Source organism: Chryseobacterium sp. RR2-3-20 (assembly GCF_017808115.1).
GTDB lineage: Bacteria > Bacteroidota > Bacteroidia > Flavobacteriales > Weeksellaceae > Chryseobacterium > Chryseobacterium oryzae.
The window spans coordinates 1-26,356 of the sequence record NZ_JADQBD010000014.1 but is presented as its reverse complement, the minus strand read 5'-3'; the positions used below and the strand labels follow the sequence as shown (position 1 = coordinate 26,356).

Sequence of the window (26,356 nt, the reverse complement as noted above, 5' to 3'; positions counted from 1 at the left end):
AATAAAGGTTTTTACTAAATTTGTCGGAAACCATTATTAAAATGAAAAAGTTTTCTTTACTGTTGTTGTTCAGTCTATTCTTGTTTACTTCTTGTAAGAAAGACAGTGTAGATGCATCCACTACTCAGACTTTGCAGTCGAGTATCAACGATATGGCATCGAGTCTTACTACGATAAAGCAAATTAAATTTAACGAAGCTCTTTATATTCTTAAAACTTTCGGTGTTGAAGCAGATGGTGATGTTGCAGAATTAAAAGCACTCGGTCAACTCATTAATGGAAAAAAAGTGCCTGAAATTTTGGCAATGGCAGATCAGGTTGCTCAGCAAAACGGAATAGAGTGGGCAAGTACTGCACCGCCTTCCTTAGGTGAAATGAATATTTTTGGGGATGATTTAGCTAAAGAAAGCGATCCTAACGATGTTAAAGCAAGTGGATTAAGTATTGCGACTCAATTATCTGGCGATAACGGAAATGGTCCTACTGCTATTCAGATTATTCCTCGTTTGGTAGATAATGCCGGAAATCCGGTAGCATTTACAGGGGCTGGCTTAGAAGCTATATTGGAGGTTTACAGCAACGGAACAAAAATTTCTACGGCAAAAAATCTAATGCAGGATAATAATTTTAAAGGATTCAATTTAAAATTTGCTTCTTTATTGGCGTCCAAAATTTATGATAATAAGATCGACATTACTGTTTCTGTTAAAACGACTGCAAAAACGTTTAAAATGTCTAAAATTGGTTTGGATGTTAACCCTTCTGCTCTGAAAGTTCCGGAAGCTCCAAAAACAGATTCTACGATGGTTACCCAAGATCCGAATGCTGTTATCGATCCGAATAATCCCGCAGGAACTCAAACGGGTACAGAACCTTCTGTTTCTGCGCCGGTACAGTCTAAACAGCCAACTGCAGATCCTAAAAATACAGTGAGTAAATTTTTGAATAATGTAAATTCTCAAAATTTGAAAGCCGCTTTTGAATCGTCCAATAATCCAAGTTGGGGAAGCTACGAATCATTCTCGAATCCTACTTCTGGTTTTGGTGCCATTAAAAGTGTGAGTGTGAAAAATATTACAACCAATGGTTCTTCCACTAATTCATCCAGTGTCAATGCCACGTATGATGTTACCGATAAAAACGGTAAAACCACATCTTTAAAAGCAACATTTGGTCTGAAGAATGTAAACGGAGAATGGAAAATATCCAGTTATAAGATTAATCCCTAAATTATGACATCCAAAGAACTAATTGCCAAGCTGGAAGCAACTATAGAAAATATTTCTGATTTTCCTATTCCGGGAATACAGTTTAAAGATATTTCACCTGTTTTTCTTAATCCTAAATTGTATGAAGAAGTCATTAAAGATTTAGTACAATTCAGTAAAGGTAAAGTAGATGCTGTATGTGGAATCGAAAGTCGTGGTTATCTTTTTGGGATTGCCATTGCTGTAGCATTGGATGTTCCGTTTATTTTAATCCGAAAAAAAGGAAAACTTCCGCCTCCTGTTATTTCAGAAAAATATAATTTGGAATACGGAAGTGCTGAAATAGAAACCAGAGAAGGACAAATAAAAAAAGGACAGAGAATACTCATTCATGATGATCTTTTGGCAACCGGAGGAACAACGGAAGCTGCAGCAAAATTGGTAGAAAAACAAGGTGCTGAAGTAGTGCAATTTAGTTTTTTGATTGGTTTAAAAGACCTAAAAGGAGATGAAAAGCTAAAAAAATTCGGTGCAGAGATTTATCATATTTTAGAATATTAAAATTAATCTTAGCGACATCAAAAAGGAAAATATTTTAAAATGAATCTAATTTTGAATGAAATGAGTTAATAGATTTTCAAGTATTTAAGGGGATTCATTAATAATACAAATAAACATTTTGTAAATCATTCAGAAACAATTAAATTTGCAGTTCAATTTTTAAGAATTTATGGCAAAATTGGGAAAAAATGCTCAGGAAGAGCTGGAAGGAAAAGAAACAGTAGAGTTTTTTAAAGATCTCGACAGAGAGGCTTTAAATACAGAAAAATTCCTGGAAAAATATCAAAAACCTTTAAGTATTGCTTTTGTAGTGCTAATTGCAGGAGTTTTAGGATTTTTCGGATATCAGCAATTTATTGTGGCTCCAAAAAATGCAGAGGCAGTAAAAACTTATCTAGCAGCACAGAAAAATCTTACAGAAGGTAAAGATAAAGAAGCTTTTGGAGGTTTTATGGGGACCTATAACGAATATTCTTCTACTGAAATTGGGAAATTATCTGCTTACAATGCAGGGCTTATAAAGTTTAAAGAAGGTAAATTTCAGGAAGCTTACGATCTTTTAGATAAATTTTCTTCAGATAATAAGACTTTAATGGCGATGAAATATGGAGCAATGGCAGATGCAAAATCTGGTTTGAATAAGAATGATGAAGCATTGTCTTTATTAGATAAAGCGGCTTCTGCATCAGACGACCCATATACTTCTTATTATTTTACAAGAAAAGCTGGTATTTTGGCTTTAGGAATGAAGAAAAATACCGAAGCTAAAAAATACTTTACTACAATCGACGAAAAATATCAGGATTACGACAACGGAATGTCGGATTCTTACATTGAAATGTCTAAATATCTAAACTAAAATGGCAACAGTTAATCTATCAGATTACAAGCCACTTGATTTAACCAATGCCGAAGATTTTTCTATCGGCATTGTTTTTTCTGAGTGGAATGATTTTGTAACACATAATCTTCGCGATGCAGCTTTGGAAATTCTGGAAAAAGAGGGTGTAAAAGCAGAAAATGTAAAAGTTTTTTCTGTTCCCGGTGCTTTCGAATTAAGTTATGCAAGTATGCAACTGTGTAAGGAGCGTAAATTTGATGCGGTAATTGCAATTGGTTGCGTTATAAGAGGAGAAACGCCTCATTTTGATTTCGTATGCGATGCTGTAGCGCAGGGAATAAAAGATTGTAATATCCTTACAGATACGCCGACTATTTTTTGTGTTTTAACGGATGATAAAAAAGAACAGTCGATTGCGAGAAGTGGAGGCGATTTAGGCAATAAAGGGGTAGAAGCAGCTGTTACTGCTCTAAGCATGATTAATTTTAAAAGAAATCTATCCGATAAAAAAGGGAATATAGGATTTGGGAATTCTCAAAACCAATAATTTCTGATTGAATAAAATTTTTAACTTTACTTTAAAAATTACAAATTATGAAATGGACAGACGATAGAAGCGATAATGTAGACGACAGAAGAGGTTCCGGCGGAGGCGGGGCAATCGTTGGTGGTGGTTTAGGAACCATTATTATTGCTGCAATTGTGTTTTTCTTAGGTGGCGATCCTTCTGCAATACTTTCTTCGGGAGTTAGCTCACCACAAAGAACAGAACAGCGACAGCTTACACAAGAAGAGCTCAACACAAAAGAATTTATACGAATGCTTACCAAAGAAAATGAAGAAACCTGGACTCAGGTTTTTGGTCAAAACGGTATGCAATATCGTCCGGCTAGAGTGGTTTTATTTGAAAGAAATACAGATTCGGGATGTGGTACTGCACAATCTGCTATGGGACCTTTTTATTGTCCGGCAGATCAAACAGTGTATATGGATATGAGTTTCTTTAGTGAGTTGCAGCAAAGATTTGGTGCAAAAGTTACCGAGTTTACTGTTGCGTATGTTCTAGCTCACGAGATGGGACATCATGTACAGAATTTGTTGGGAACACTAGACAAAACGAACGAAGCCCGAAGAAGCAGAAGATATTCTGAAGAACAACTGAACAGAATTTCTGTTGCCACAGAGCTTCAGGCAGATTTTTATGCAGGAGTTTGGGCGAGAATAACAGGCGATCGTGAAAAATCTTTTATTGAACCTGGAGATCTGGAATCTGCCGTAAATGCAGCTGAAGCCGTTGGAGATGATAATATTCAAAAAAGATCTCAAGGATATGTGAATCAGGAGAGTTTTACCCATGGTTCTTCCGAGCAAAGGAAAGAATGGTTTATGAAAGGATATAATACTGGAGATATTCGACAAGGGGATACCTTTAGCCAGTTAACGAGATAAATTTACAACCTGAAGTTTTCTTCAGGTTTTTTTATGAACCTAATAGATATTTTGAACCAAATTTTCAGGAAAAAGCCGTAAATTTGAAAAGTTCTAAATAAGGAGCTTTATTATTAAAATTTAATTAAATGTTTGACATTCAAGAAATTAGAAGTCAGTTTTCTATATTAAATCAGGAAGTAAATGGTAAACCTTTGGTTTACTTGGATAATGCCGCAACATCGCAAAAACCGAATTCAGTTTTAGAAGCTTATAACCGCTATTATACTGAGATTAACGCTAATGTTCACCGTGGAATTCATACTTTGAGCCAATTGGCAACAGAAGAAATGGAACTTTCCAGAAGGAAAATTCAGAAATTCATCAATGCAGAGCATGATTTTGAAGTTATTTTCACGAAAGGAACGACTGAAGGGATAAATTTAATTTCCTATATTTTAACTTCTGAATTAAAAAAAGACGATGAAATAATCATCTCATATCTTGAGCATCACTCCAACATTGTTCCTTGGCAAATGCTTTGCGAAAGAACCGGTGCAAAACTGAGAGTAATACCAATGGATGAAAATGGTGTTTTGCAACTGGAATATTTAGATGAATTTCTTAGTGAAAAAACAAAAGTTGTTTCTTTAAACCAAGTATCTAATGCTTTAGGAGTGGTTAATCCGATCTCGGAAATTACTTCTAAGACAAGGGCAGCTTCAGATGCTTATATCATTATAGACGGTGCACAGTCGGCTCCACATTTTAAGATAGACGTACAGGCTTTAGATTGTGATTTTTTTGTTTTTTCCGGGCATAAAATGTACGCTCCTATGGGAACCGGAGTTTTATATGGGAAAAGAGAAATTCTTGAAAAGTTACCACCATTTCAGGGAGGTGGGGAAATGATTGCCACTTGTTCTTTTGACGGAACTACTTATGCAGGTTTGCCTTTCAAATATGAAGCCGGAACACCCAATGTAGGAGGTAACATCGCTATAGGTGCCGCTGTTGATTTTATCGAAAGAGTAGGGCATGAAAATATTCAAAACCATGAAAATGCTTTATTGGAATATGCCCAAAGACAGCTTCTGGAAATTGAAGGATTAAAAATTTATGGTGAGAAAGCCCATAGAACTGGTGTAGTTTCTTTTAATCTTGAAGGAATAGGTATTTCATCCGATGTAGGGATGATCCTCGATAAAATGGGTGTTGCGGTAAGAACAGGACATCATTGTACGCAGCCAATTATGGATTTCTTTGATATTGCCGGTACTGTAAGAGCCAGTTTTGCGGTGTATAATACCTTTAATGAGATTGATGTATTGGTAGAAGGAGTTAAAAAGGCAAAAAGAATGCTTGCTTAAACGGTTTTAGTTAGCCAAACAGAAGTTTTTTGATAACAATTTTAATGTAATAATATTTGTTACATTATAGATTTTAACAATAATTCAAATTTAGTTTTTATGCAGTTTTTGAAGTGTATTTAAATTAATTTTGTCAGAGAAATTTATTCAATTATGGAATTGTTAGAAAAACTAAACTGGAGATTTGCTACAAAAGCAATGAATGGTAAAAAAATACCACAGGATAAGATAGACATCATATTAGAAGCGGCAAGGCTTGCTCCTACTTCCAGTGGGCTTCAGCCTTACGAAATTTTGGTCATCACCAATCAGGAGGTTAAGGAGAAAATAAAACCTCACGCTTGGAATCAGTCTCAGATTACAGATTGCTCGCATCTTTTGGTTTTCGCAGCATGGGATAATTATACCGAAGAGAGAATCAATAATATGTTCGATTTAACAAACGAAATTAGAGGATTCAAAAATGAAGGTTGGGAAAACTACAGACAGCAGCTTTTAAAAGTGTATCCTCCGAGACCGGCTGAAGAGAATTTTACTCACGCAGCAAAACAGGCATATATTGGTTTTGGAGCCGCTATTATCGCAGCAGCTTTTGAAGAAGTAGATTCAACACCCATGGAAGGTTTTTCTCCAGATGCAGTAGATGAAGTTCTGAATTTAAGAGAGAAAGGATTAAGAAGTGTTCTGCTTTTACCGTTAGGCTACAGAGATTCTGAAAACGACTGGTTGGTAAATCTTACCAAAGTAAGAAAAGCAAAAGAAGATTTCATTACTGAAATTAAATAACGAGTGTTCAGGATAAGCAATATTTTAATCATTAGTTTAACTTTGCATTTTATCATAAATCCTTATTCCAACTCAGATTAAATAACAATTATTTTATAAAAACCGCCTTTCAAAATTTTGAAAGGCGGTTTTATTTAGTTTAGAATTTCACAGATTAATTTTAAGCAAGAATTGCTTTAAATTGTTAATCTGTTTAATGATTTGGTTTCCAATCTACTACAGCTCGTATAAATGCTTCTGCATTTTCTACAGGGATGTTAGGTAAAATTCCGTGTCCCAAATTAGCAATGTATTTATCTTTACCAAAACGGTTAATCATTTCAGTTACCATTTTTTTAATGGTTTCCGGAGTAGAATGTAATCGAGAAGGATCGAAATTTCCCTGCAATGTTACAGAATTATTGGTGAATTTTCTTGCAAGTTCGGGAGTTATGGTCCAATCTACTCCAAGAGCAGATGCTTTAGATTTTGCCATATCTTCTAATGCAAACCAACATCCTTTTCCGAAAACTACAACATGAGTTAATGGACTTAATGCATCTACAATCTGATTGATGTATTGCAGCGAAAATTCCTGATAATCTGCTGGAGAAAGCATTCCGCCCCAAGAATCAAAAACCTGAACTGCAGATACTCCTTTTTCTACCTTTCTTTTTAAATAAGCAATTGTGGTATCTGTGATCTTCTGTAAAAGTTGGTGTGCTGCTTCTGGCTGTAAGAAACAGAAAGATTTAGCAATGTTGAAATCTTTGGATCCTCTTCCTTCAATACAGTAACAGAAAATGGTCCATGGGGAACCGGCAAATCCGATGAGAGGAATCTCGTTATCCAGTTTCTGTAAAGTAAGTTCAATGGCATCAAAAACGTATCCTAAAGTATCATCTACATCGGGAACAACCACATTATTTACCTGTTCGGCTGTTCTAATAGGTTCTTCAAGCCAAGGTCCTACAGATTCTTTCATTTTAAAATCTATTCCCATAGCTTGCGGAACTACCAAAATATCCGAAAATAAAATTGCAGCATCCAAAGGAAATCTGCGGATCGGTTGAACTGTGATTTCAGAGGCTAATTCGGGAGTTTGGCATCTCGTAAAAAAATCATATTTATCACGAAGTGCAATAAATTCCGGTAAATATCTTCCTGCCTGTCTCATCATCCAAACAGGAGGTCTTTCTACAGTTTCTCCACGAAGTGCTTTTAAATATAGGTCGTTTTTAATCATAATCTTGATAGATATTATAGGTTTCAGGATTAGATTTTGCTAATCTTAACCTTGTTTTTGATAAGCGAAATTAAATTCAGCAAAGTATTCTCTTTACTGGTAAAAATTTCAGCTTTTGTAAGTTTTTTCAGTTCTTTGGAAGTGGTTTCACCAATCGAAAAAAGAAGGGTGTTTTCCAGAGAATTATTTTTCGCAAAACTACGAACTCCACTTGGGCTAAAAAAAACTATTGCATGATATTTTTCATGTACCTTAGGATTTAGTTCTTTCGTCTCATAGACCGTAACTTTTTTATACTGAATATTCTGTAGCGGAAGCTCCCGATCCAGAATATCTAATGCAAGATTTCCACAAAAATGAAGAAATTTTTCCTGCGCACAGTTTTCTATAATGAAACGTGAAAGAGTTTCTGCGTTTTTTAAGACTTTAAAGGTTCCAAACCCGTTTTTTCTAAGCTCTTTTTTGGTTTTCTCACCTACACAGTAGATTTTATTATAATTTTTTTCGGTAAAATCTTCATGAGGCTGAAAACCGTTTTCAAAAAATGCTTTTACACCGTTACTGCTTGTAAATATGATAGATTTATCTTTTAAATCGAAATTTTTTACAGGAAGAGATGTTGTTTTTATGACCTCTATGCAGTTAGCCGAAATATCGTCTCCTAATTTCTCAGAAAGATAATTTTTATTGATATTTTTAGTAAATAAAATGTTCATTTCTCAATTGCCTTTTTAAGTGGCAATATTTAATGTAAAGGTCGCAAAGTTTTTTTAAATGCTAACTATTAATGGGCTTGAAAAGCTTTGTTCTATTGGAGAAGAAATGAAAAAATTAGTTTAAGAATTTATTTTAAGGCTTTTCCTTTAATTTTAAATCGGCTACCTGATATCTCACTTTGCTCATAAAATCTTTTCCGGGATCTTCTTTTTCTGTGAAATATTTAGAATCAGTTTCTTTCCATAATTTAGAATTTCTGAAAGCTCCATATTCAGAATGCCCAATTAGATATTCAATTTTATATTTTTGAGTTAAAAGTCTGATGAGCTGAGCGTTGGCAACGACCTGTTTCTCTGTAAGCGGTTGGGTTTTGCTGCCAATATTTTCAATTCCTATGGCGCAATAATTAAGACCGATGGTGTGTCTCGCAAATTGATCGGGTTCCATCAACTGATAAACAGTTCCGTCACGGTCGATAATAAATTGTGAAGAAACGTTTAGCTTACTTTGTTTTTTTAAGGTATTTCTTGCATTTTCAAGATAAGTTTTGTTGAAGTATTTAAAATTACTTTCAACATTTCCTGCGGCAGTATAATGAAGGACAATTATTTTCGGAGTAATGGTTGCCGTTTTCTGTATAAGACCATGATGCTCTTTGAGATATTCTAAACTAAGCTGAATTCTTTCCGGAGAATAATTAATGGGTTTTTTGATGATTTTTAAATCTGAAGTCTGTGCAAAACTGAAATTCAGAATCATTAAAAAAATAATGGAAGTTATCTTCTTCATCATAAAATTATTTTGAATATTGATAATGTCCTGTAATGGTAAATTTAAAAAGACAGTCTTCCAAAACCTGTCCTCCACCGATGTTATGAACAATTAAATATCGTTTTCCGTCTGCGGATTTTTTGTTGACGACTATTCCGATATGGGTTAGATTTCCAGGAAGTAGCCATGTAACAATATCTCCGGGAACATATAATTCAGGTTTTGTTTCCGTTGATTTGGAAATTCCGAATCTGCTGAAAAATACCATAAGATTAGGAACTCTTCGATGATCTATATTGGTGTCTGGTCTTTTTAAACCAAATTTTTTAGGATATAAAGAAAAATTCTTCTTCATATCTTCATGCACTTCTTTCTGTAAATCGATGCCTAATTTCCTGTAAGCTCTTATAATTACATCTGTACAAACGCCTTTATCTGCAGCAACATCACCATTAGGATAATTTATCGTGATGTATGAAGGATCATAAGTTACCTTATCTTTGGTTAAAGCTAAGGCAGCAGTAGACAATTTATGTGCAAAAGGGTTTTGTGCATTTGCAGTAAATAGGACAAATAAAAAAATAATGAACGAAAAATACTTTTTCATAGGCAGAAAACTTAGAACCGAAAAGTGGAAAATTTAAAAAGAAGCTCTGAAAATAAAGTATAATAATTTCTTAATTAACTGAAAAATAAAACTTTATAATTGAGTTTTAATTTCAGCCATTAATTCTTTACCCCCATTTTCTAATACAATATTAGCAAATTTTTCACCGAAATTTTCGTCTTCATTATATTCAAAACTTTCATCGGTTGAGATGCAGTTTTTACCGTCCAAAGAACATAGTGCGGCTTTAAATCTTACCTGATTTTCTATTATTTCTGCAAAAGCACCAATTGGAGCTGTACACCCGCCTTCTAATGTACTTAGGAAATTTCTTTCAATTTCAACACAAATTTGGGTTTTCTGGTGATTAATTTTCTTAAGAATATCGTTTATTTCTTTTTTGTCAGAATGTCCTGCAACAGCAACTACGCCTTGTGCAGGGGCAGGAATCATCAATGGAAGCATTTCGTAGTTAATTTCCATGTTCATTCTTTTAATTCCAGCTAAGGATAAAAGTGTAGCATCGAAATCCTGCTCTTCAAGTTTTTGAAGTCTGGTTTGTATATTCCCACGGATATCCGAAAATTCTGCTTCAGGATAATATTTAAGCCAAAAAGCTCTTCTTCTTAAACTGCTTGTTGCCAGTTTAAGTTCATGAAACTCTTTATTTTCTGCAGATTTTCTTCTGATAAGCACGTCTTGTGGATGATCTCTTTCGAGATACGCAACAATCTCAATGCTTTCCGGAAGTTTTGTGGGAACATCTTTTAAAGAATGAACTGCAATATCAATCTCATCATTCAGCAGAGCAATATCCAAATCTCGGGTAAAAACACCTGTAATTCCTAAAGAATAGAGCGGTTTATGGAGGTTTTTATCGCCAGAAGAAACGATTGGGATAATTTCTGTAAGATAATTGAGGTTTTGTAATTGTCTTGCAACTTCTCTAGCCTGCCACATTGCAAGCGCCGAATTTCTGGTTCCTATTCTAATGCTTTTCATTGAATTCTTTATTGGGTTGTTCAACTAAAATTTCGTGCATTAATTTACTAATTTCTTCGGCTTTTAAAGGGTTATCGATGATATATTTTGCAAAACGGCTCGTAATTTTCTGAATCATTTTATCTGAAAGCTCCATGTCGGTGATATTGACATATTTATTCTTTCTGTAGAAATTATGCATTTCGTTGCGTTCCATATTTTTAAGAACAGCTTTGAAATGATGAATGTTAGGAGCCAATTTTCTCTTTTTTTCCCATTCGATAAAATCCTTAGCCATTTCTTTGATGATTTTTTCGGCTTTCGGAATTTCTTTTTCTCTTTGCTGAATAGTTTCCTGAATTTGTTTGGAAAGTTCATCAACATCAATTAAGGTAACATGTTCCAGTTCAGAAACAGTTTTATCCACATTGTTTGGGATAGAAAGGTCGATAACCAGAATTTCTTTTCCGCTCGAAAAATGAGATTGGTTGATAATGGGAGATTTTGCCCCTGTTGCAACAATTAAAATATCGGTATCATTCAATTCACGATCAAAATTATTATAATCGATATTCGGAATATTGTATTTCTCTGAAATCTTGGCAGCTTTTTCCTGACTTCGGTTAGCGATTTTAATTTTCGGCTGATAAACGTGTTTTACCAAATTTTCTACCGTGTTTTGTCCGATTTCTCCTACACCGAGAAGTAAAATATTTTTTTCGGTAATTTTCTTTTGATTGTTTAAAATGTAATGTACCGCAGCATAAGAAACAGAAGCTGCTCCGTTGGAAATGCCGGTTTCATTTTTTATTTTCTTTGAAATCTGAATCGCAGAATTAATCGATCTTTCTAAAAATGGATTAGAATTTTTTCTTTCCCTTTTAAAACGGGCGTAAGCTTTTTTAATTTGCCCGATGATTTCGAAATCTCCGATAATCTGGCTTTCCAAACCTGCTGCAACCCTAAAAAGATGGTTTAAAGCCTCATCTTTTGTTAAAATATTGGCAAACTGAAGAAAATCTGAAAGATTTACACCAATGGTTTTGCAGTATTCTTCTGCTACAAAAAGATAATTGGAAGTAGTGGTGTAAATCTCTGTCCTGTTACAGGTAGAAACCACAAATGCATCCCCAAGATTTTCCTGATGGATTCTTTCAACAAAATTTTTAATATTATCATCAAAAAAAGCAAATTTCCCTCTTGTTTCTACATCGGCTTTTTCGTAGCTCACCGATAGAACGGCAAAATTTGAGGTCTGATGAATATTATTATACTGTGTCATAATCAGCTGCAAATTTACATATTTTTTGCCGAATGATTCTCTGATTCTCTGTATGATAATTATCGTAAAAAGCTATAAAATTATGATGAGATTTAAAAAAATGTAAACAAAAAAAGCAGTCAATTGACTGCTTCTGTTTTATTTAAGATTTTAACCATTCCGAGGAAGAGAGATAATTTTCGTCTGGATAATAGATGAAAAGTACATTCTTGCCTTTAATGGTATTGATAATCGGCTCAGCCAAATTTCTAGGAACTGCGGGACAGCCCCAACTTCTTCCGATTCTTTTGTGGGCTGCTGCAAATTCTTCGCTTACATAATCTGCACCATGCATTACCACAGCTCTTTGTAAGGCAGCATCGTTAAAGCCTTTATCCATCCCTAAAAGTTTGAGAGAATAGCCATTTCCGCCTTCATAAGTTGTGTCTGTAATATAAAACCCTAAACTGCTTTGGTAAGAACTTTCGGTATTAGAGAATTTTTCTGCAAACTCTTCACCGGTATTCTTTCCATGTGCCACAAGAGAATTGAAGACCACTTTTCTCTCGTTCATGTCGATTACCCAAAGTCTTTTTTGGTTAGAAGACATAGAAAAATCGCATACAGTAAGAAGATGAGAATTTTCATCCAGTTTTCCTGCTTTTTTAAGATTGTTATATCCTGTTAAAGCTTTTGCGAAAACATCGAAATTCAGTTTGTGGTCAGTTTCAAAAAGAATAGCATTATAAATTTCTTCAGAAGAGCTTTCGGTACTTTTTATCGCCGATTTACTTTCTGCTTTTGTTTCTTTGCTGATGGAGGCATGGTTAGAATTGTAAATCTTTTTATCCGGAGAAAGGTAAAAAGATGTTGTTACAAGATAAACCATTCCTAATAAGCTATAAAATCCTTTCATTAATATTATGTTAAATTAAACTCGGTCGTGCAAAATTATAAAAACATAATTATCAATACGTTAATCTCGAAAAAGTTTAACTCAATTTAAGAGTATTTAACTCAATTTTCTCCAAAAAAACAGGTGTTTTGTTGTTAGAAATTATGTTAAAACAAAATTATGGAATGTTTTTTGAAATGTTTTTTGGTTCATTATACACACCGAAACTTATCGTAAAACGGATTCATTGCGAATTTATTATATTTGATTATGAATGACGAAATTAAACGAAAACAACTTAATAAATACAAAGCTTTTGCTACAGGACTTTTTGTTTTGATGGCTTTAGTTTTTATTGCAACCACTATTCTACAAAAAACACAAGAGTCTCATTGGATTGGCTATGTTCGAGCTTTTTCTGAGGCGGCAATGGTGGGTGCTTTGGCAGATTGGTTTGCCGTAACTGCCCTGTTCCGGCATCCGTTGGGATTGCCCATTCCGCACACGAATTTAATTGAAAACAGTAAACAGAAACTGGGTGATAATTTGGGAAATTTTGTGGTTTCCAACTTTCTTTCTCCCGAAAACATCCGCCCCTATATTCAAAAGCTTAAAATCTCAGGTTTTGTCGGGGAATGGCTCGGAAAAGAGAAAAATCAGGAAGTTTTAATTAAAAATCTATCAGATATTATTCTGGATATTTTAAATAAGCTTGATGACTCTCAGGTCAGTCATTTTATCAGTAAAAAAGTGTCTGAAATGACCAATAATATTAAGCTTAATACGATTCTCGGAAACGGAATTATTTATCTTTTAGACAAAAACGACCATCAGAAAATCATTACCAATCTTTCAAAACAGATTAAAGATTATATTATTGAAAATGATGAAATGATTAAGGAAAGGGTGAAAAAGGGAAGTTATTCTTTTATTCCTTCTTTTGTGGATAACAAAATTGCCGATAAAATTGCCAGCGGACTTTCAGATTTTTTTAAAGAAGTGGAAGAGAATTCTAATCATGAAATCCGGGATTTAATTACCAGAAAAATCTATGAATTTTCTAATGATTTAAAAGAAAATCCAAAATGGAATGATGAATTTAAAACCATTAAAAACGACCTTTTAAAGAACGATAAACTAGCAGAATATTCTACCGATATCTGGAATTCCATTAAAAAAACTTTAACAGAAGAGCTTCAAAATGAAGGTTCTACGCTGAAAATTTATCTTTCAAAAAACCTGAATGAATTTTCTCAAAACTTAAAAACCGATGAAAGTCTTCAGAATAAGATTGATTCTTGGGTAAGAGCGACGGCCTACAAATATATTTTAAGAAATACGCATCAGGCGGGAAACCTGATCAGTTCAACCGTCGGAAACTGGCAGGGAAAAGAGCTGAGCCAAAAACTTGAACTGGAAGTTGGGAAAGACTTACAGTTTATCCGCGTGAACGGAACTTTGGTTGGTGGATTGGTGGGATTGATAATTTACACGATTTCGCATTTTTTCATTTAAAACAAAAAAAAATAGTGTATAAAATCCCTGCTTAGTTTAAAATTATCTCGGCAAACGACTTGCTCTTGTTAAAATTTCCTGATTAATATCGTTAATTAATTGTGGACCTTCATATATAAATCCGGTATAAAGCTGAACTAAACTTGCTCCTGCATCTAGTTTTTCAATCGCATCTTTTGCAGAATGAATTCCGCCCACTCCAATAATCGGGAATGCCCTTTTACTTTTATCTGAAAGATATTTGATCATTTTTGTGCTTCTCTCACGAATGGGTTTTCCGCTTAAACCACCGTTTCCGATCTGTTCTAAAATTTCAGGCGAAGTTTTCAGACCTTCTCTGTTCACTGAGGTATTAGAAACAACCACACCATCAATTTTGGTTTCAGCAATCAATTCGATAATTTCATCAAGCTGATTGTTATTCAAATCCGGAGCGATTTTTAAAAGAATTGGCTTCTGAGTGGGTTTGCTTTGATTGATTTTTTTAACTGCTGTAATCAATTCTCTGAGGTATTCAACATCTTCCAGTTTGGCGTGGCTTCCCACATTCGGACAACTTACATTCAGCACAAAATAATCTACGTAAGGATGAAGTCCTTCAAAACAGTCAAGATAATCCTGAGTATAATTTTCTGGTGTTGTGTTGGTGTTTTTTCCGATGTTTCCGCCGATGATTATTTTTCCTTTGTTGCCTTTCAGTTTTTCAATCGCTGCTTCTAAGCCGTCATTGTTAAACCCCATTCTGTTGATGATTCCGCCATCTTCAATCAGTCGGAATAATCTTTTTTTAGGATTTCCTGCCTGAGCTTTTGGGGTAACCGTTCCTATTTCTACAAACCCGAATCCCAAATCACCCAATTCATTAAATAAAACGGCATTTTTATCGAAACCTGCTGCTAATCCAACCGGATTTTTGAATTTTAATCCGAAAACTTCTCTTTCCAGCCGTTGGTCTTCAATAGGTTTTGGAAGAAATAATTTGGTAATAAAACCAAAATTTTTGAGCATTGAAAAAGTAAAATGATGAACTTCTTCAGGATCAAATTTGAAAAGAATCGGGCGAATGAGCGATTTGTACATTGAAAAAAAAGTTTTACAAAAATACTCATTTTAAAATTAATGAAATCTTGATGTGAGATAGTTTTTAAGAGTATGCTTTTAAATCGAAACCTAAAATATCTCCTACTTGTCTGAATTCTTCATCAACAGTTGCATTAAGCGTAATTCTATCTTTGGAAACCGGATGAGTAAACACCAATTTATGAGCATGAAGCGTCATTTTGTTGATGCCGAAAGTTTGAAGCCAAAGTTTGTTCTGTTTATTGCAGCCATGCTTTCTGCACCCTAAAATCGGATGTAAAATATGTTTAAAATGTTTTCTCAACTGATGGAATCTACCCGTTTCAGGGATTGCTTCTACCAAACAATATCTTGAAGTCGGGTGTTTTAAGAAGGGGAGATCTATCTCTGAAGTCTGCAGTCTGCGATAATGGGTAACAGCATTTTGTCTAACCTCATTTTCGTTAATTAAATCATAATCAATGGTTTCTTCTTCTTTTGCCCAGCCTCGGAGAATGGCAATGTATCTTTTTTCAACCATTTTTTCTTCAAATTGGGTGCTCATCATTCTCAGCGTATCTTTATCTAAAGTGAATAGCAAAACACCAGAAGTTTTTCGGTCTAGCCGATGCACCGGATACACTTTTTGTCCGATCTGCTTTCTCAGTTCCTGAATCGCATAAGTATCTGCTTCTCCGGCATAAAAAGACTTGTGAACCAGCAATCCGCTGGGTTTGTTGATGGCAACAAGGTATTCGTCCTGATAAAGAATTTCTAACATTTTGCAAAACTAAATATAATTAGCTCTACAACTCTCTTTTAAAAGTATAAATTATACCATAAGAGCTTCCTCCATAATCTCTACTTTCTGCAGTTACCAGTTCCCAACCTTCATTACCATATTGGTTTAAAATTTTATCCATTTCGGCCGGTTCATATCTGGTTTTCCAAAAACCTTTAGGCTCAATAACAACTGTTTTGTACTCGATTTTTTTTTTCATGATGAATTTCTTTTATAATTCTAAATTTAGAATAAATTTTTGAAATTTAAACTTAAACCTAACGGGTTTCAAAAACCCGTTAGGTTTTGGACAATTATACGTGCTCCAGTAATATGATTTGTAGGTTTGCGGAGCTCCGGAGGAGCGACACCTTTGTATTTTTTTAAATTTGAAGGCTTAACTATGCGAACAAATAGGCCTTTTAAAACTTGTTTTGTTTTATAACGGACTTGTAACTAGCCCTGATTGCAGAGAAAATCCCGCAGCGAGGCGGCGGAGCGAAGCGGAGCCGTCCGAGCGAGGAATTGAAACGGAAAGCAGATTCCCGGCTCCTAAAAATTTAAAGTTAAAAACTTCTCTTTTCCATCTTCCAACTTCCCGCTTTTTCACTATTTTTGCAGATAAGACGAAAAATTTATGGCAAAGCAAGAAGATGTTTTCAGGAAAGTGATTTCCCACGCTAAGGAATATGGTTTTATTTTCCCTTCCAGTGAGATCTACGATGGTTTATCCGCTGTTTATGATTACGGGCAAAACGGTGCAGAGCTCAAAAATAATATCAAACAATATTGGTGGAAAGCGATGGTACAGCTTAACGAAAATATTGTAGGTATTGATTCTGCGATTTTGATGCATCCTACAACATGGAAAGCTTCAGGACACGTAGATGCTTTCAACGATCCATTGATTGATAATAAAGATTCTAAAAAACGTTTCCGTGCGGATGTTTTGGTGGAAGATTATTGTGCTAAAATTGAAGACAAAGAAAATAAGGAAATCGAAAAAGCGGCAAAAAGATTTGGGGATGCTTTTGATAAAGATCAGTTCGTTGCTACAAATCCAAAAATTTTGGAATACAGAGCAAAAAGAGAACAGATTCTTTCCAGATTGGCAAAGTCTCTTGAAAATGAAGATTTGGCTGATGTAAAAGCATTAATTGAAGAATTAGAAATTGCTGATCCGGATACTGGCTCTAAAAACTGGACGGAAGTAAGACAGTTTAACCTAATGTTCGGAACTAAATTGGGGGCTTCTGCAGATTCTGCGATGGATCTTTATTTGAGACCGGAAACGGCACAGGGAATTTTTGTTAACTTTTTGAATGTTCAGAAAACTTCACGTCATAGGCTTCCTTTTGGTATTGCACAGATTGGTAAAGCGTTTAGAAATGAGATTGTTGCAAGACAGTTTATTTTCAGAATGCGAGAATTTGAGCAAATGGAAATGCAGTTTTTTGTTGCTCCGGGCACAGAACTGGATTTCTACGAACAATGGAAGCAAAAACGTCTGAATTGGCATAAAGCTTTAGGTTTAGGTGATGAAAACTACAGATTCCATGATCACGAAAAATTGGCTCACTATGCAAATGCTGCAGCTGATATTGAATTTAATTTCCCATTCGGGTTCAAAGAATTGGAAGGTATTCACTCAAGAACGGATTTTGACTTAAAGGAACATGAAAAATTCTCAGGAAGAAAGCTTCAGTTTTTCGATCCGGAAAGAAATGAAAACTATGTTCCTTATGTTGTAGAAACTTCAGTGGGGTTAGACAGATTATTCCTTTCCATATTTTCTCATTGCCTTAAAGACGAAGTGTTGGAAGATGGTTCAGAAAGAACGGTTTTATCTTTACCACCGGCTTTAGCACCAATTAAAGCAGCTATCCTTCCGTTGATGAAAAAAGATGGTTTGGCAGAATATGCAGAAAAAGTTTTCAATGATCTGAAATATGATTTCAATTTATTCTATGAAGAAAAAGATGCCATCGGAAAGCGTTACAGAAGGCAGGATGCCATTGGTACTCCTTACTGTATCACCATAGATCACGATTCTTTAACCGATCATACAGTAACGATAAGAGACAGAGATACTATGGTTCAGGAAAGGGTTCCTGTTTCTGAGCTGAGAAGAATTATTGATGAGAAAACGAACTTCAGAAATTTACTTTCTAAAATATAAATTAAAGCCTTGAGAAATCAGGGCTTTTTCTTTGTTGATTATTTTTACATTTGAAGAAAGATTAATTCTTATGCAAATTTTTTTTTATGTTATTCTTTTTTTAGGAATTATAGTGGTGGCGTTGTATATTTTGGGTTACGGATATCTCATTAACGGAATTTCTAAAACCTACCTTAAAGGAAAAACGAGTGCCAATATTGATGACGGCAATTTTTTCTCTAAAAATAGTATCGAAACGAAAAATCCTAAGCCGTGGGAAACTACAGAAAATTACAATAAAACAGTTTTACCTAAAAATATAGTTGATGATTTAGTGCACTCTGATACTGCTTCTTTTTTAGTAGTAAAAGACGGGAAACTGGTTCACGAACAATATTATAAAAACTATAAAAAAACGTCGCTTACCAATTCGTTTTCTATGGCAAAGGCAGTAACTGTAATGCTTTTGGGTAAAGCTCTGGAAGAAGGAAAAATTAAAAATATCGATCAAAAATTTTCAGATTATTTTGTTGAATTTAAAAATAGAGATTTTGCCAAGGATTTAACATTAAGACATCTTGCACAAATGGAATCTGGTCTAGACTGGAAAGAAGATTATAAAAATCCTTTTCTTCCCAATGCAAAAGCATATTATGGCAAAAACCTGATGGGTGCTACTTTGAAAAGAATATTTAAAGAAAAACCAGGTGAGAGGTTCGAATATCAGAGTGGTACTACTCAGCTTTTGGGATTTGCTGTGAGAAAAGCGGTTAACCAAACTTTGGCAAGTTATCTTTCCGAAAAATTTTGGATTCCTTTGGGGATGGAACATAATGCCATTTGGAGCACAGATTCTTTGGGGATGGAAAAAACTTATTGCTGTATTCATGCTACGTCAAGAGATTTTGCTAAGCTCGGACAGTTGTTTTTGAATGATGGTCAATTTGAAGGCAAACAACTTTTAAATCTTGATTTTATCAATGAGATGCGAAAGCCAACCCAGAAATCTGAAGAAATTTACGGAATGGGATTCTGGATCAATCAAGATAATCCTATAAAGCATTACTATTTTTTAGGATTACAAGGTCAGTACATTATTATAATTCCTGAGCATAAAATGGTTATTGTAAGAACCGGAAGCTATCAAAATCTGCCGAAAACAGACAGGGGAAGACCCGATCAGGTAAAGTTTTTGGTAAACGAAACGGTGAAAGTGTTTGTTTAAGCAAAATTTCAGTGAAATCGGAAATTAGCTTCAGAAAGGGTATTGCTCTTCAAAAATTTTTCATATTCCGGAGATAATTGTTTTCTTCCCCATGTGTTTTCTCCGCTCATGCTTCCAAGGCGTACTTTGTCTTTTCCGAATTTTTTGTTCATGGCATCCATAGCTTTCATCGCTGGAAGATGTTGGTTTTGAGTATCTTTTTCGAAAAGGCTGATTTGTCTTTGGTCTTCCGGAACAAAATTGTTCACTATTACTCCCGCTTTTTTATAATGATATCCTTCTTTAAATAAAGCTTCGAAAAGATCGTTTACCATTCTGCCGATAAGAATAGATGAATTGGTAGGGTTGGAGATTATCTGGGTTTTAGAATTTCTGTATTCCGGCAAATCTTTTCTAAAGCGGTTGGTTTGCAGAAAAACAGTAATCATTGTGCAGCAGGAATTTTGTTTTCTTAATCTTTCGGAGCAGTACATACCGAAAGTTTCTACACGTTCCCGAACGTCTTCTTTTTGGGTAAGCATTTCCATAAAGCTTCTCGTTACGGCAATCGACTTTTTGGGCGAAGGTACATCCAGTTCCAACTGGCGGATTCCTTTAAGTTCATTAATCATTCTTACCCCATGAATGCCCATTACTTTACGAACCCACATTTCTGGTTTTTGCAATAAATCCCATGCTTTATGAACGCCGTTGTCGTGCATTTTTATGGCGAGTCTTCTTCCTATTCCCCAAACATCGCCAATGTTGAGCCATTTTAAAGCTTTTTCAATTTTTTCTGGCGTGTCTAAAGCGAAAACACCATTAAATCTTTCGGGGTCTTTTTTTACAATTCTGTTGGCTACTTTGCACAATGTTTTTGTTGGTGCAATTCCTATGCTTACAGGGATTTTAGTGCTGGCTTTAATTTCTTCTTTAAGCTGAATGCAATACTCAGAGATGTCAAAATATTTAAAGCTTCTAAGATCCAGAAAAAGTTCGTCTATACTGTAAACTTCATAATCTCTTTCTCCAACATAAGATTTTGAAATATGGATAACCTCCTGGCTTTTGAAATTGTACAGTTCAAATTTTGCAGAGAAACATTTTACATGGTGTTTCTTAAACAGTTCTTTGTACTTAAACGCAGGAGCAGCCATGGGGATTCCCAAATCTTTTGCTTCTTTGCTTCGGGAAACCACACACCCATCATTATTGCTAAGAACAACAACGGGTAGACCTTCAAGATTGGGGTCTAAAGTTCTTTCGCAGGAAACAAAAAAGTTATTGCAGTCTACCAGAGCGTACATCGGAAAAAGTTATTTTAGAAAAACAAATCTAAAGATTTCTCAACGAAATTTTGTTCTGAATTTAAATTTTAACTTTTGAATTAACGTGTTGGTATTTAGTGGTTTAAATGTTTTTAAATACGACGATTTTTGTCGCTTAAAGCTGTAGTGTTGGCTTTTCTTAAATTAAAGAAACTAATATTTAATCATACAACTTAAAAAAAAATTGTAATTTTATGCCTAACACTTAAATATTCATCTATGAGAAAAATTGTATACTTTATTTTATTTTTCATTTGCTCTTTCTTCTCTGCGCAATCGTTCCCTTACGATCGTTCTTGGGGGACATATGTAGGAGGAGGAGGGACGGAAGTTTTGAATCTTGTAGATACTAAAGCATTTATTGTTAATCAGCAAGATGAGGTTTTTGTAAACGCCATTACAGGAGATTATAATAATGTTTACCCGGCTTCATATCATAATCAATTTGCGATTTCTTCAGGGGGGCATGCTTATGATAGTAGCCAACAGAATCAATTTTTAAATATATTTTCAACCAATGGAACCCAGTTGTATGGTGCTTATAAAGGAACTGTGGCTGGAAGTTCTGAAAGGTTAATGGCTATAGATGCGCAGAATAATAGATATATATTAAAGCGATTTGCAGGATTGGTTCCCAATCTTGCCACTTCTGGTGCCTGGCTTTCATCCCCGGTTGGTTCCATCAATAAAACAGTGGTTTTGTATAAATATGCCCCTAATGGTAATGTAATCTATGCAACATATTTACCTTACTCTATTAGTGTATCTTGTTTTGCTGATGGCGATGCTGTATATGTGGTGGGAGATGTAAAGCAGGAAATTGCAGGGCTTTCCAACCCCGGTGTTTTTCAGGAAAATTACACCAACTTTGGTCCATCAGGTCTAAATGGCTTTTATGTAAAGCTTTCGGCAACAGGAAGTAAGCAAATAGGGACTTATTTTCCAACACCTATCTATGCGGCATATTACAATGGAGGACTGTATTTTTGGACAGATTTTTCTCTGAGTGTACAACAGTCTTTGGTTACTCCCGGAACCTTTCAGCAAAGCAGCGGCAACCAAGTTCTTTGTAAGTTTAATGCAGATACGGCTACTTTGGTTTGGGGAACCAGTATAGGGGTAAATAATCCCAGTGCAGCTGGTAGTGGGATTTTTAATTTCAACGTAAACCAAAATGGTATTTATCTCTACGGAATTGCAGATGGTGTTGTTGGCAGCTATTATGCTACACCCGGAACTTACAGAACACAAATATTGGGAGGTACAGATTTGTTCCTGAATAAATTTGATGATACCGGCAATCGTTTGTGGGGAACTTATTTCGGCGGGAATGGTTTTGATGACATATGGGGCAGTGGGGAAATAGCATTAGGAAATAATAAAATTGTTGTTGGTGGAAATACTTTTGGAACAGACAATATGTCTACTCCCGGAGCTTTTTTGGCAACCCCTCCTAATAATTCTTATTGGGGAAATGTGTTTTTTACAAGTTTCGATGATAGTGGTAACCGTCAGTTCTGTTCTTATTTCGGAGGGGCGAAGAATCTTAATTCTACATATGGAGAGTCTATAAATACATCTTTCGATCATGCAGGTAATTTGTATCTTTGGGGGTCTACCACTGCAATAAGCGGTATTGCAACCTCTAACGGAGCTTATCCTAATGCCATAAACCCACAAGATTTACCTTTTGGTTATTTGGTGAAGTTTTCTCCCAAAGAATCTGAAATGGGAACTTCCGAAACAGAACTGCTAAAAGATCTGGTGCTTTATAATAATCCTAATAACGGGAATTTTACCTTGTCGGGAAATGTTTTAGAAAAGCAACGCTGTAAGGTTAAGATTTATGACAGTGCAGGAAGATTTTTGGCAAGTCCTCCATCTAAAAAAGCAAAAACCCAGAATTTTGATATGCATGGCTTTCTGAAAAACGGAATCTACATGATTCATATTCTTGATGAAAATGATAAAAATTTGAAAGTTTTTAAAATGACGGTTAATTAGAAATCCAATAAGAATATATATTGAATATAATTTCAAAGCACCCCTTAAAAAATAGGGGTGTTTTTATTTTGTAATATATTTTTTTGTAAATTTGCCCCGTAAAATCAAACCTAATATGTCAACTTTAAGATTCAAAGCGTTAGAAACTTTACCATTTAAGGACTTTAGAAAAGATAATTCTGTGGAAGTTCCTGTAAAATTATCAGAGTTATTCTGTCAAAATGTTTTCTCAGAAGAAACCATGAGAGAATATTTAACGAAAGAGGCATTCAATTCTATTATGGATGCTGTAAAAAAAGGAAGTAAAATCCAAAGACACATCGCAGATCAGGTTGCAGTAGCCATGAAAGACTGGGCAATGAGCAAAGGGGTAACCCACTACACTCACTGGTTTCAGCCATTAACAGGATCTACGGCAGAAAAACACGATTCTTTCTTCACTCCCATCGAAGGAGGCAGAGCTATAGAAAGATTCAGTGGAAATTTACTGATTCAGCAGGAACCGGATGCATCTTCTTTTCCAAATGGTGGTATTAGAAACACTTTTGAAGCAAGAGGTTATACCGCATGGGATCCTACATCTCCGGCATTCATTATGGGAACTACATTATGTATTCCTTCAATTTTCATCTCTTATACGGGAGAAACTTTAGATTATAAAGCGCCGCTGTTAAGAGCTTTGAACGCTGTAGACGAAGCTGCAACCAATGTAATGCAGTATTTCGATAAAAACGTAACCAAAGTAACGCCTACTTTAGGGTGGGAGCAAGAATATTTCTTGGTAGATTCAGCATTGTATCAATCTCGTCCTGACTTAGTTTTAACCGGTAAAACTTTGTTGGGGCATTCTCCGGCAAAAGGGCAGCAGTTAGACGATCATTATTTCGGTTCAATTCCTACAAGAGTAATGAACTTTATGAAAGAATTGGAGGTAGAATGCATGAAATTAGGAATTCCTGTTACTACAAGACACAACGAGGTGGCTCCAAACCAGTTTGAACTTGCTCCAATGTTTGAGGAAGTAAACGTCGCAGTAGACCACAACTCTTTGTTGATGGATGTAATGGCAAGAATCGCACACAGACATCATTTCCATATTTTATTCCACGAAAAACCATTTGCGGGTGTAAACGGTAGCGGAAAACACAACAACTGGTCTTTAGCAACCGACACGGGTGAAAACCTTTTAAGTCCGGGTAAAAATCCAAAGAAAAATTTACAGTTTTTAACGTTCTTTGTTAATACCATTAAAGCTGTTCACGAATATGCCGATCTTTTAAGAGCAAGTATCGCTTCAGCAAGTAACGATCACAGATTGGGTGCCAACGAGGCTCCGCCGGCAATTATTTCTGTATTTATCGGAAGCCAGTTATTCCGAGTTTTAGAAGAACTTGAAAAAGTAACTGAAGGCAAACTTTCTCCAGATGAAAAAACAGATTTGAAATTGAATGTTGTCGGAAAAATTCCGGAAATTTTATTGGATAATACCGACAGAAACAGAACTTCTCCATTCGCATTTACAGGAAATAAATTCGAAATCAGAGCGGTGGGTTCTTCTGCGAACTGTGCTGAATCTATGACAGTAATGAACACCATTGCAGCTAAACAATTAAACGATTTCAAAAAAGAAGTGGATGCTTTAATTGAAACCGGTCTTAAGAAAGATGAAGCTATCTTCAATGTATTGAGAGAGTATATCAAACAATGTAAAAGCATTATGTTTGAAGGTGATGGATATTCTGATGACTGGGCTAAAGAAGCAGAAAAAAGAGGTCTAAATAACCTGAAAACGACTCCTGAAGCATTAAAGCAGGAAATGGATCAGAAATTCTTAGAGCTTTACGAAGAGATGGGAATTTTTACGCACAGAGAAGTAGAAGCAAGAAACGAAATTAAACTGGAAAAATATTCTACAGTTATTGATATTGAAGCAAGAGTTTTAAGTGATATTGCAAGAAATCATATCATTCCTTCTGCATTAAACTATCAGAACAGATTAATTGAAAATGTAAAAGGCTTGAAAGATATTTTCGGAGAAAAAGAATTCAAATCTTTAGCAAAAGAGCAAATGAGTTTAATTACCAATATTTCTGAAAATGTTTCTAAAATTAAGTTAGGTGTAGAAGATTTAATAAAAGCCAGAGAAGCGGCAAAATCTGTTACAGAAAGCCAAACTCAGGCGGAAGATTACTGTAATAAAGTTAAGCCTTTATTCGATACAATTAGAGATGCATCAGACGACTTGGAGATGATGGTTGATGATGAGCTTTGGCCAATGACAAAATACAGAGAAATGTTATTTACAAGATAACATCTGTAAAGTTCCATATTAGTGAAGGTTCTCCGGTTTTCCGGGGAACTTTTTTTGTTGAAATTTAACGCAGTGTTGCTAAAGGTAAAATATTACAAATCCCGATTGGGAAAAGAGATAAAATCTATTTTGTTAAAAAATCTTAATAAAAAAAACCGCCGGATCACCATAAATGGGAGCTTGCGGTTTGTTTTTCTTTAACATACTTAATAGATATGTTAAAATGTGTTAAATCAAGTGCTGGATACTGTTCATATACGGCTGTTTTTTTTGGGAATATCTACTTTTGTAATGCTTTAGAGAAATAAATATTCCTTTTTAACACGGATAATAAAATTTATATGAAGAAAAGAGTTTTGTTTTATTTAGTTGCTTTTGTTTCTACAATATCATTACAATCATGCGTTACAAATTATGTAGTTTCAAAACCGGCAACTTACACTAAAGAGTACAAAACAGATGCCAAACTTGCAGACCTAGATACTCAGCTAGAAAAGGATAAGAAATTATTAATCAGTTCATTCGTTTCAGAAAAGGCAGTAGCTTTATCTAATGCAAAGAACTCTTTAAAAAATTCTGAAATTGCAAAAGCAATTAAGCATACCCAAACTATTGATAATATTTTGGCAGAAGCTTCAACATATTTGGGAACTCCTTACAGATACGGAGGGACTACCAGGAATGGAATAGATTGCTCGGCTTTTGTACTGTCTGTATTTGGTGCAGCTGCAGGTCTTAGCTTACCAAGAGTAGCAGCTTCTCAGGCTCAGGAAGGAGAAAGTGTAGAGAAAGAAAATCTTCAGAAAGGCGATTTAATTTTCTTCTCTCACGGAAAAAGAATTTCTCACGTAGGAATTGTAGAAGAAGTTACAGAAGATGGAGAAATTAAGTTTATACATTCTGCTACTTCCAAAGGAGTGATGGTTTCTTCTCTAAATGACTCTTATTGGGGACCAAAGTTTAGGTTTGCAAAAAGAGTAATTAATGAAAACGGAGAAAACTACAATGCTCTCGCTGCATCTTCAGCAGTAGGTTTTTAATCTTAGATAATTGATTTGATATAAATATAAAGCCATCAGATTCTGATGGCTTTGATTTTTTGTATAGAATTCCGTTATATAAAAAAGTTATAAAGTATCTTAAGTGGATTGTATCCAAACTTTTGATTCTAAGCTAAACTTATTAATTAAAGGTAGTGTCCTACTAACTGTGTAAGTAGAAAAGTTATTCTGAAAAATTTTGAGCTCTCAAAGCTCAAAAAATTTTTCGGAAACCTAACGAAGTGGTTCGGCGAAGCCAAATAACTTTTTACTATTTTTAAACATTATACAGTTATGACCAGTAA

24 protein-coding genes are annotated in these 26,356 nt (G+C 34.8%); 13 read left to right on the top strand and 11 right to left on the bottom strand.

The window, feature by feature from the left end; genetic code table 11:
* Window positions 1-41 precede the first annotated feature (41 nt).
* The 7 genes from IV513_RS05495 (at window position 42) to IV513_RS05465 (ending at window position 6,194) form a co-directional block, all read left to right on the top strand.
* A complete protein-coding gene (locus IV513_RS05495; protein ID WP_209389588.1) occupies window positions 42-1,229 on the top strand; it encodes a hypothetical protein in 1,188 nt (395 codons plus the stop codon).
* Between the two features lie 3 nt (window positions 1,230-1,232).
* On the top strand, window positions 1,233-1,769 hold the full coding sequence (locus IV513_RS05490; protein WP_209389587.1) for an adenine phosphoribosyltransferase: 537 nt from the start codon (window positions 1,233-1,235) through the stop codon (window positions 1,767-1,769).
* 169 nt (window positions 1,770-1,938) lie between these two features.
* Window positions 1,939-2,628: a tetratricopeptide repeat protein gene (locus IV513_RS05485; RefSeq protein WP_209389585.1), complete on the top strand. Its 690-nt coding sequence runs from the start codon at window positions 1,939-1,941 to the stop codon at window positions 2,626-2,628.
* Window position 2,629: 1 nt separating this feature from the next.
* Entirely contained in the window at window positions 2,630-3,157 is a 528-nt protein-coding gene (ribH, locus tag IV513_RS05480) for a 6,7-dimethyl-8-ribityllumazine synthase (RefSeq protein WP_209389584.1), read from the top strand.
* 47 nt (window positions 3,158-3,204) lie between these two features.
* Complete coding sequence (locus IV513_RS05475; RefSeq protein WP_209389582.1) at window positions 3,205-4,059, top strand: neutral zinc metallopeptidase; 855 nt, start codon at window positions 3,205-3,207, stop codon at window positions 4,057-4,059.
* Window positions 4,060-4,187: 128 nt separating this feature from the next.
* A complete protein-coding gene (locus tag IV513_RS05470; protein ID WP_209389581.1) occupies window positions 4,188-5,408 on the top strand; it encodes an aminotransferase class V-fold PLP-dependent enzyme in 1,221 nt (406 codons plus the stop codon).
* 153 nt (window positions 5,409-5,561) lie between these two features.
* Window positions 5,562-6,194 (top strand): NAD(P)H-dependent oxidoreductase, encoded by a 633-nt coding sequence (locus tag IV513_RS05465; protein ID WP_209389579.1) that lies wholly within the window; start codon window positions 5,562-5,564, stop codon window positions 6,192-6,194.
* Between the two features lie 193 nt (window positions 6,195-6,387).
* On the opposite strand, the gene hemE is transcribed toward IV513_RS05465, so the two are convergent.
* The 7 genes from hemE to IV513_RS05430 all read right to left on the bottom strand — a co-directional run bounded on the left by hemE (window position 6,388) and on the right by IV513_RS05430 (window position 12,672).
* The gene (gene hemE / locus IV513_RS05460; RefSeq protein WP_209389577.1) at window positions 6,388-7,419 is read right to left on the bottom strand and encodes a uroporphyrinogen decarboxylase; all 1,032 of its coding nucleotides are present in this window, start codon (window positions 7,417-7,419) and stop codon (window positions 6,388-6,390) included.
* Between the two features lie 29 nt (window positions 7,420-7,448).
* On the bottom strand, window positions 7,449-8,135 hold the full coding sequence (locus IV513_RS05455; protein ID WP_209389576.1) for a uroporphyrinogen-III synthase: 687 nt from the start codon (window positions 8,133-8,135) through the stop codon (window positions 7,449-7,451).
* A 133-nt stretch (window positions 8,136-8,268) separates the two neighbouring features.
* Window positions 8,269-8,928: an N-acetylmuramoyl-L-alanine amidase gene (locus IV513_RS05450; RefSeq protein ID WP_245168869.1), complete on the bottom strand. Its 660-nt coding sequence runs from the start codon at window positions 8,926-8,928 to the stop codon at window positions 8,269-8,271.
* Window positions 8,929-8,932: 4 nt separating this feature from the next.
* Entirely contained in the window at window positions 8,933-9,514 is a 582-nt protein-coding gene (locus IV513_RS05445; RefSeq protein ID WP_209389574.1) for a DUF1287 domain-containing protein, read from the bottom strand.
* A gap of 93 nt (window positions 9,515-9,607) precedes the next feature.
* Window positions 9,608-10,516 (bottom strand): hydroxymethylbilane synthase, encoded by a 909-nt coding sequence (gene hemC / locus IV513_RS05440; protein WP_209389572.1) that lies wholly within the window; start codon window positions 10,514-10,516, stop codon window positions 9,608-9,610.
* Window positions 10,503-11,777, bottom strand: coding sequence for a glutamyl-tRNA reductase (gene hemA / locus IV513_RS05435; RefSeq protein WP_209389568.1), 1,275 nt, complete (start codon window positions 11,775-11,777; stop codon window positions 10,503-10,505). The genes hemC and hemA overlap by 14 nt, the downstream gene beginning before the upstream one ends.
* A gap of 142 nt (window positions 11,778-11,919) precedes the next feature.
* Window positions 11,920-12,672 carry a murein L,D-transpeptidase catalytic domain family protein gene (locus IV513_RS05430; protein ID WP_209389566.1) on the bottom strand — a complete coding sequence of 251 codons (753 nt, stop codon included), beginning with the start codon at window positions 12,670-12,672 and terminating at the stop codon, window positions 11,920-11,922.
* Between the two features lie 249 nt (window positions 12,673-12,921).
* On the opposite strand from IV513_RS05430, the gene IV513_RS05425 reads away from it, so the two are divergent.
* Window positions 12,922-14,166 (top strand): DUF445 domain-containing protein, encoded by a 1,245-nt coding sequence (locus tag IV513_RS05425; RefSeq protein ID WP_209389564.1) that lies wholly within the window; start codon window positions 12,922-12,924, stop codon window positions 14,164-14,166.
* Between the two features lie 42 nt (window positions 14,167-14,208).
* On the opposite strand, the gene IV513_RS05420 is transcribed toward IV513_RS05425, so the two are convergent.
* The 3 genes from IV513_RS05420 to IV513_RS05410 all read right to left on the bottom strand — a co-directional run bounded on the left by IV513_RS05420 (window position 14,209) and on the right by IV513_RS05410 (window position 16,226).
* On the bottom strand, window positions 14,209-15,246 hold the full coding sequence (locus IV513_RS05420) for a quinone-dependent dihydroorotate dehydrogenase (RefSeq protein WP_209389561.1): 1,038 nt from the start codon (window positions 15,244-15,246) through the stop codon (window positions 14,209-14,211).
* 64 nt (window positions 15,247-15,310) lie between these two features.
* Window positions 15,311-16,006, bottom strand: coding sequence for a pseudouridine synthase (locus IV513_RS05415; RefSeq protein ID WP_209389559.1), 696 nt, complete (start codon window positions 16,004-16,006; stop codon window positions 15,311-15,313).
* A gap of 25 nt (window positions 16,007-16,031) precedes the next feature.
* Window positions 16,032-16,226, bottom strand: coding sequence for a DUF4177 domain-containing protein (locus tag IV513_RS05410; RefSeq protein WP_209389557.1), 195 nt, complete (start codon window positions 16,224-16,226; stop codon window positions 16,032-16,034).
* Window positions 16,227-16,643: 417 nt separating this feature from the next.
* Here IV513_RS05410 and IV513_RS05405 point away from each other — a divergent pair, with 417 nt between their 5' ends.
* Together IV513_RS05405 and IV513_RS05400 are read left to right on the top strand one after the other, a co-directional pair.
* Window positions 16,644-18,185, top strand: a complete 1,542-nt coding sequence (locus IV513_RS05405) for a glycine--tRNA ligase (RefSeq protein WP_209389555.1) — start codon at window positions 16,644-16,646, stop codon at window positions 18,183-18,185.
* A 70-nt stretch (window positions 18,186-18,255) separates the two neighbouring features.
* Window positions 18,256-19,389: a serine hydrolase gene (locus IV513_RS05400; protein ID WP_209389553.1), complete on the top strand. Its 1,134-nt coding sequence runs from the start codon at window positions 18,256-18,258 to the stop codon at window positions 19,387-19,389.
* 8 nt (window positions 19,390-19,397) lie between these two features.
* Here the strand turns inward: IV513_RS05400 and IV513_RS05395 are convergent, their stop codons facing one another.
* Window positions 19,398-20,675, bottom strand: coding sequence for a Y-family DNA polymerase (locus IV513_RS05395; protein ID WP_209389551.1), 1,278 nt, complete (start codon window positions 20,673-20,675; stop codon window positions 19,398-19,400).
* 240 nt (window positions 20,676-20,915) lie between these two features.
* Between IV513_RS05395 and IV513_RS05390 the strand changes: the two genes are divergently transcribed.
* From IV513_RS05390 to IV513_RS05380, 3 genes are all read left to right on the top strand, one after another.
* Window positions 20,916-22,700, top strand: a complete 1,785-nt coding sequence (locus IV513_RS05390; RefSeq protein ID WP_209389543.1) for a T9SS type A sorting domain-containing protein — start codon at window positions 20,916-20,918, stop codon at window positions 22,698-22,700.
* A gap of 115 nt (window positions 22,701-22,815) precedes the next feature.
* Window positions 22,816-25,011, top strand: a complete 2,196-nt coding sequence (locus tag IV513_RS05385) for a glutamine synthetase III (RefSeq protein ID WP_209389541.1) — start codon at window positions 22,816-22,818, stop codon at window positions 25,009-25,011.
* 341 nt (window positions 25,012-25,352) lie between these two features.
* Window positions 25,353-26,051, top strand: coding sequence for a C40 family peptidase (locus tag IV513_RS05380; RefSeq protein WP_209389539.1), 699 nt, complete (start codon window positions 25,353-25,355; stop codon window positions 26,049-26,051).
* Window positions 26,052-26,356: the final 305 nt, after the last annotated feature.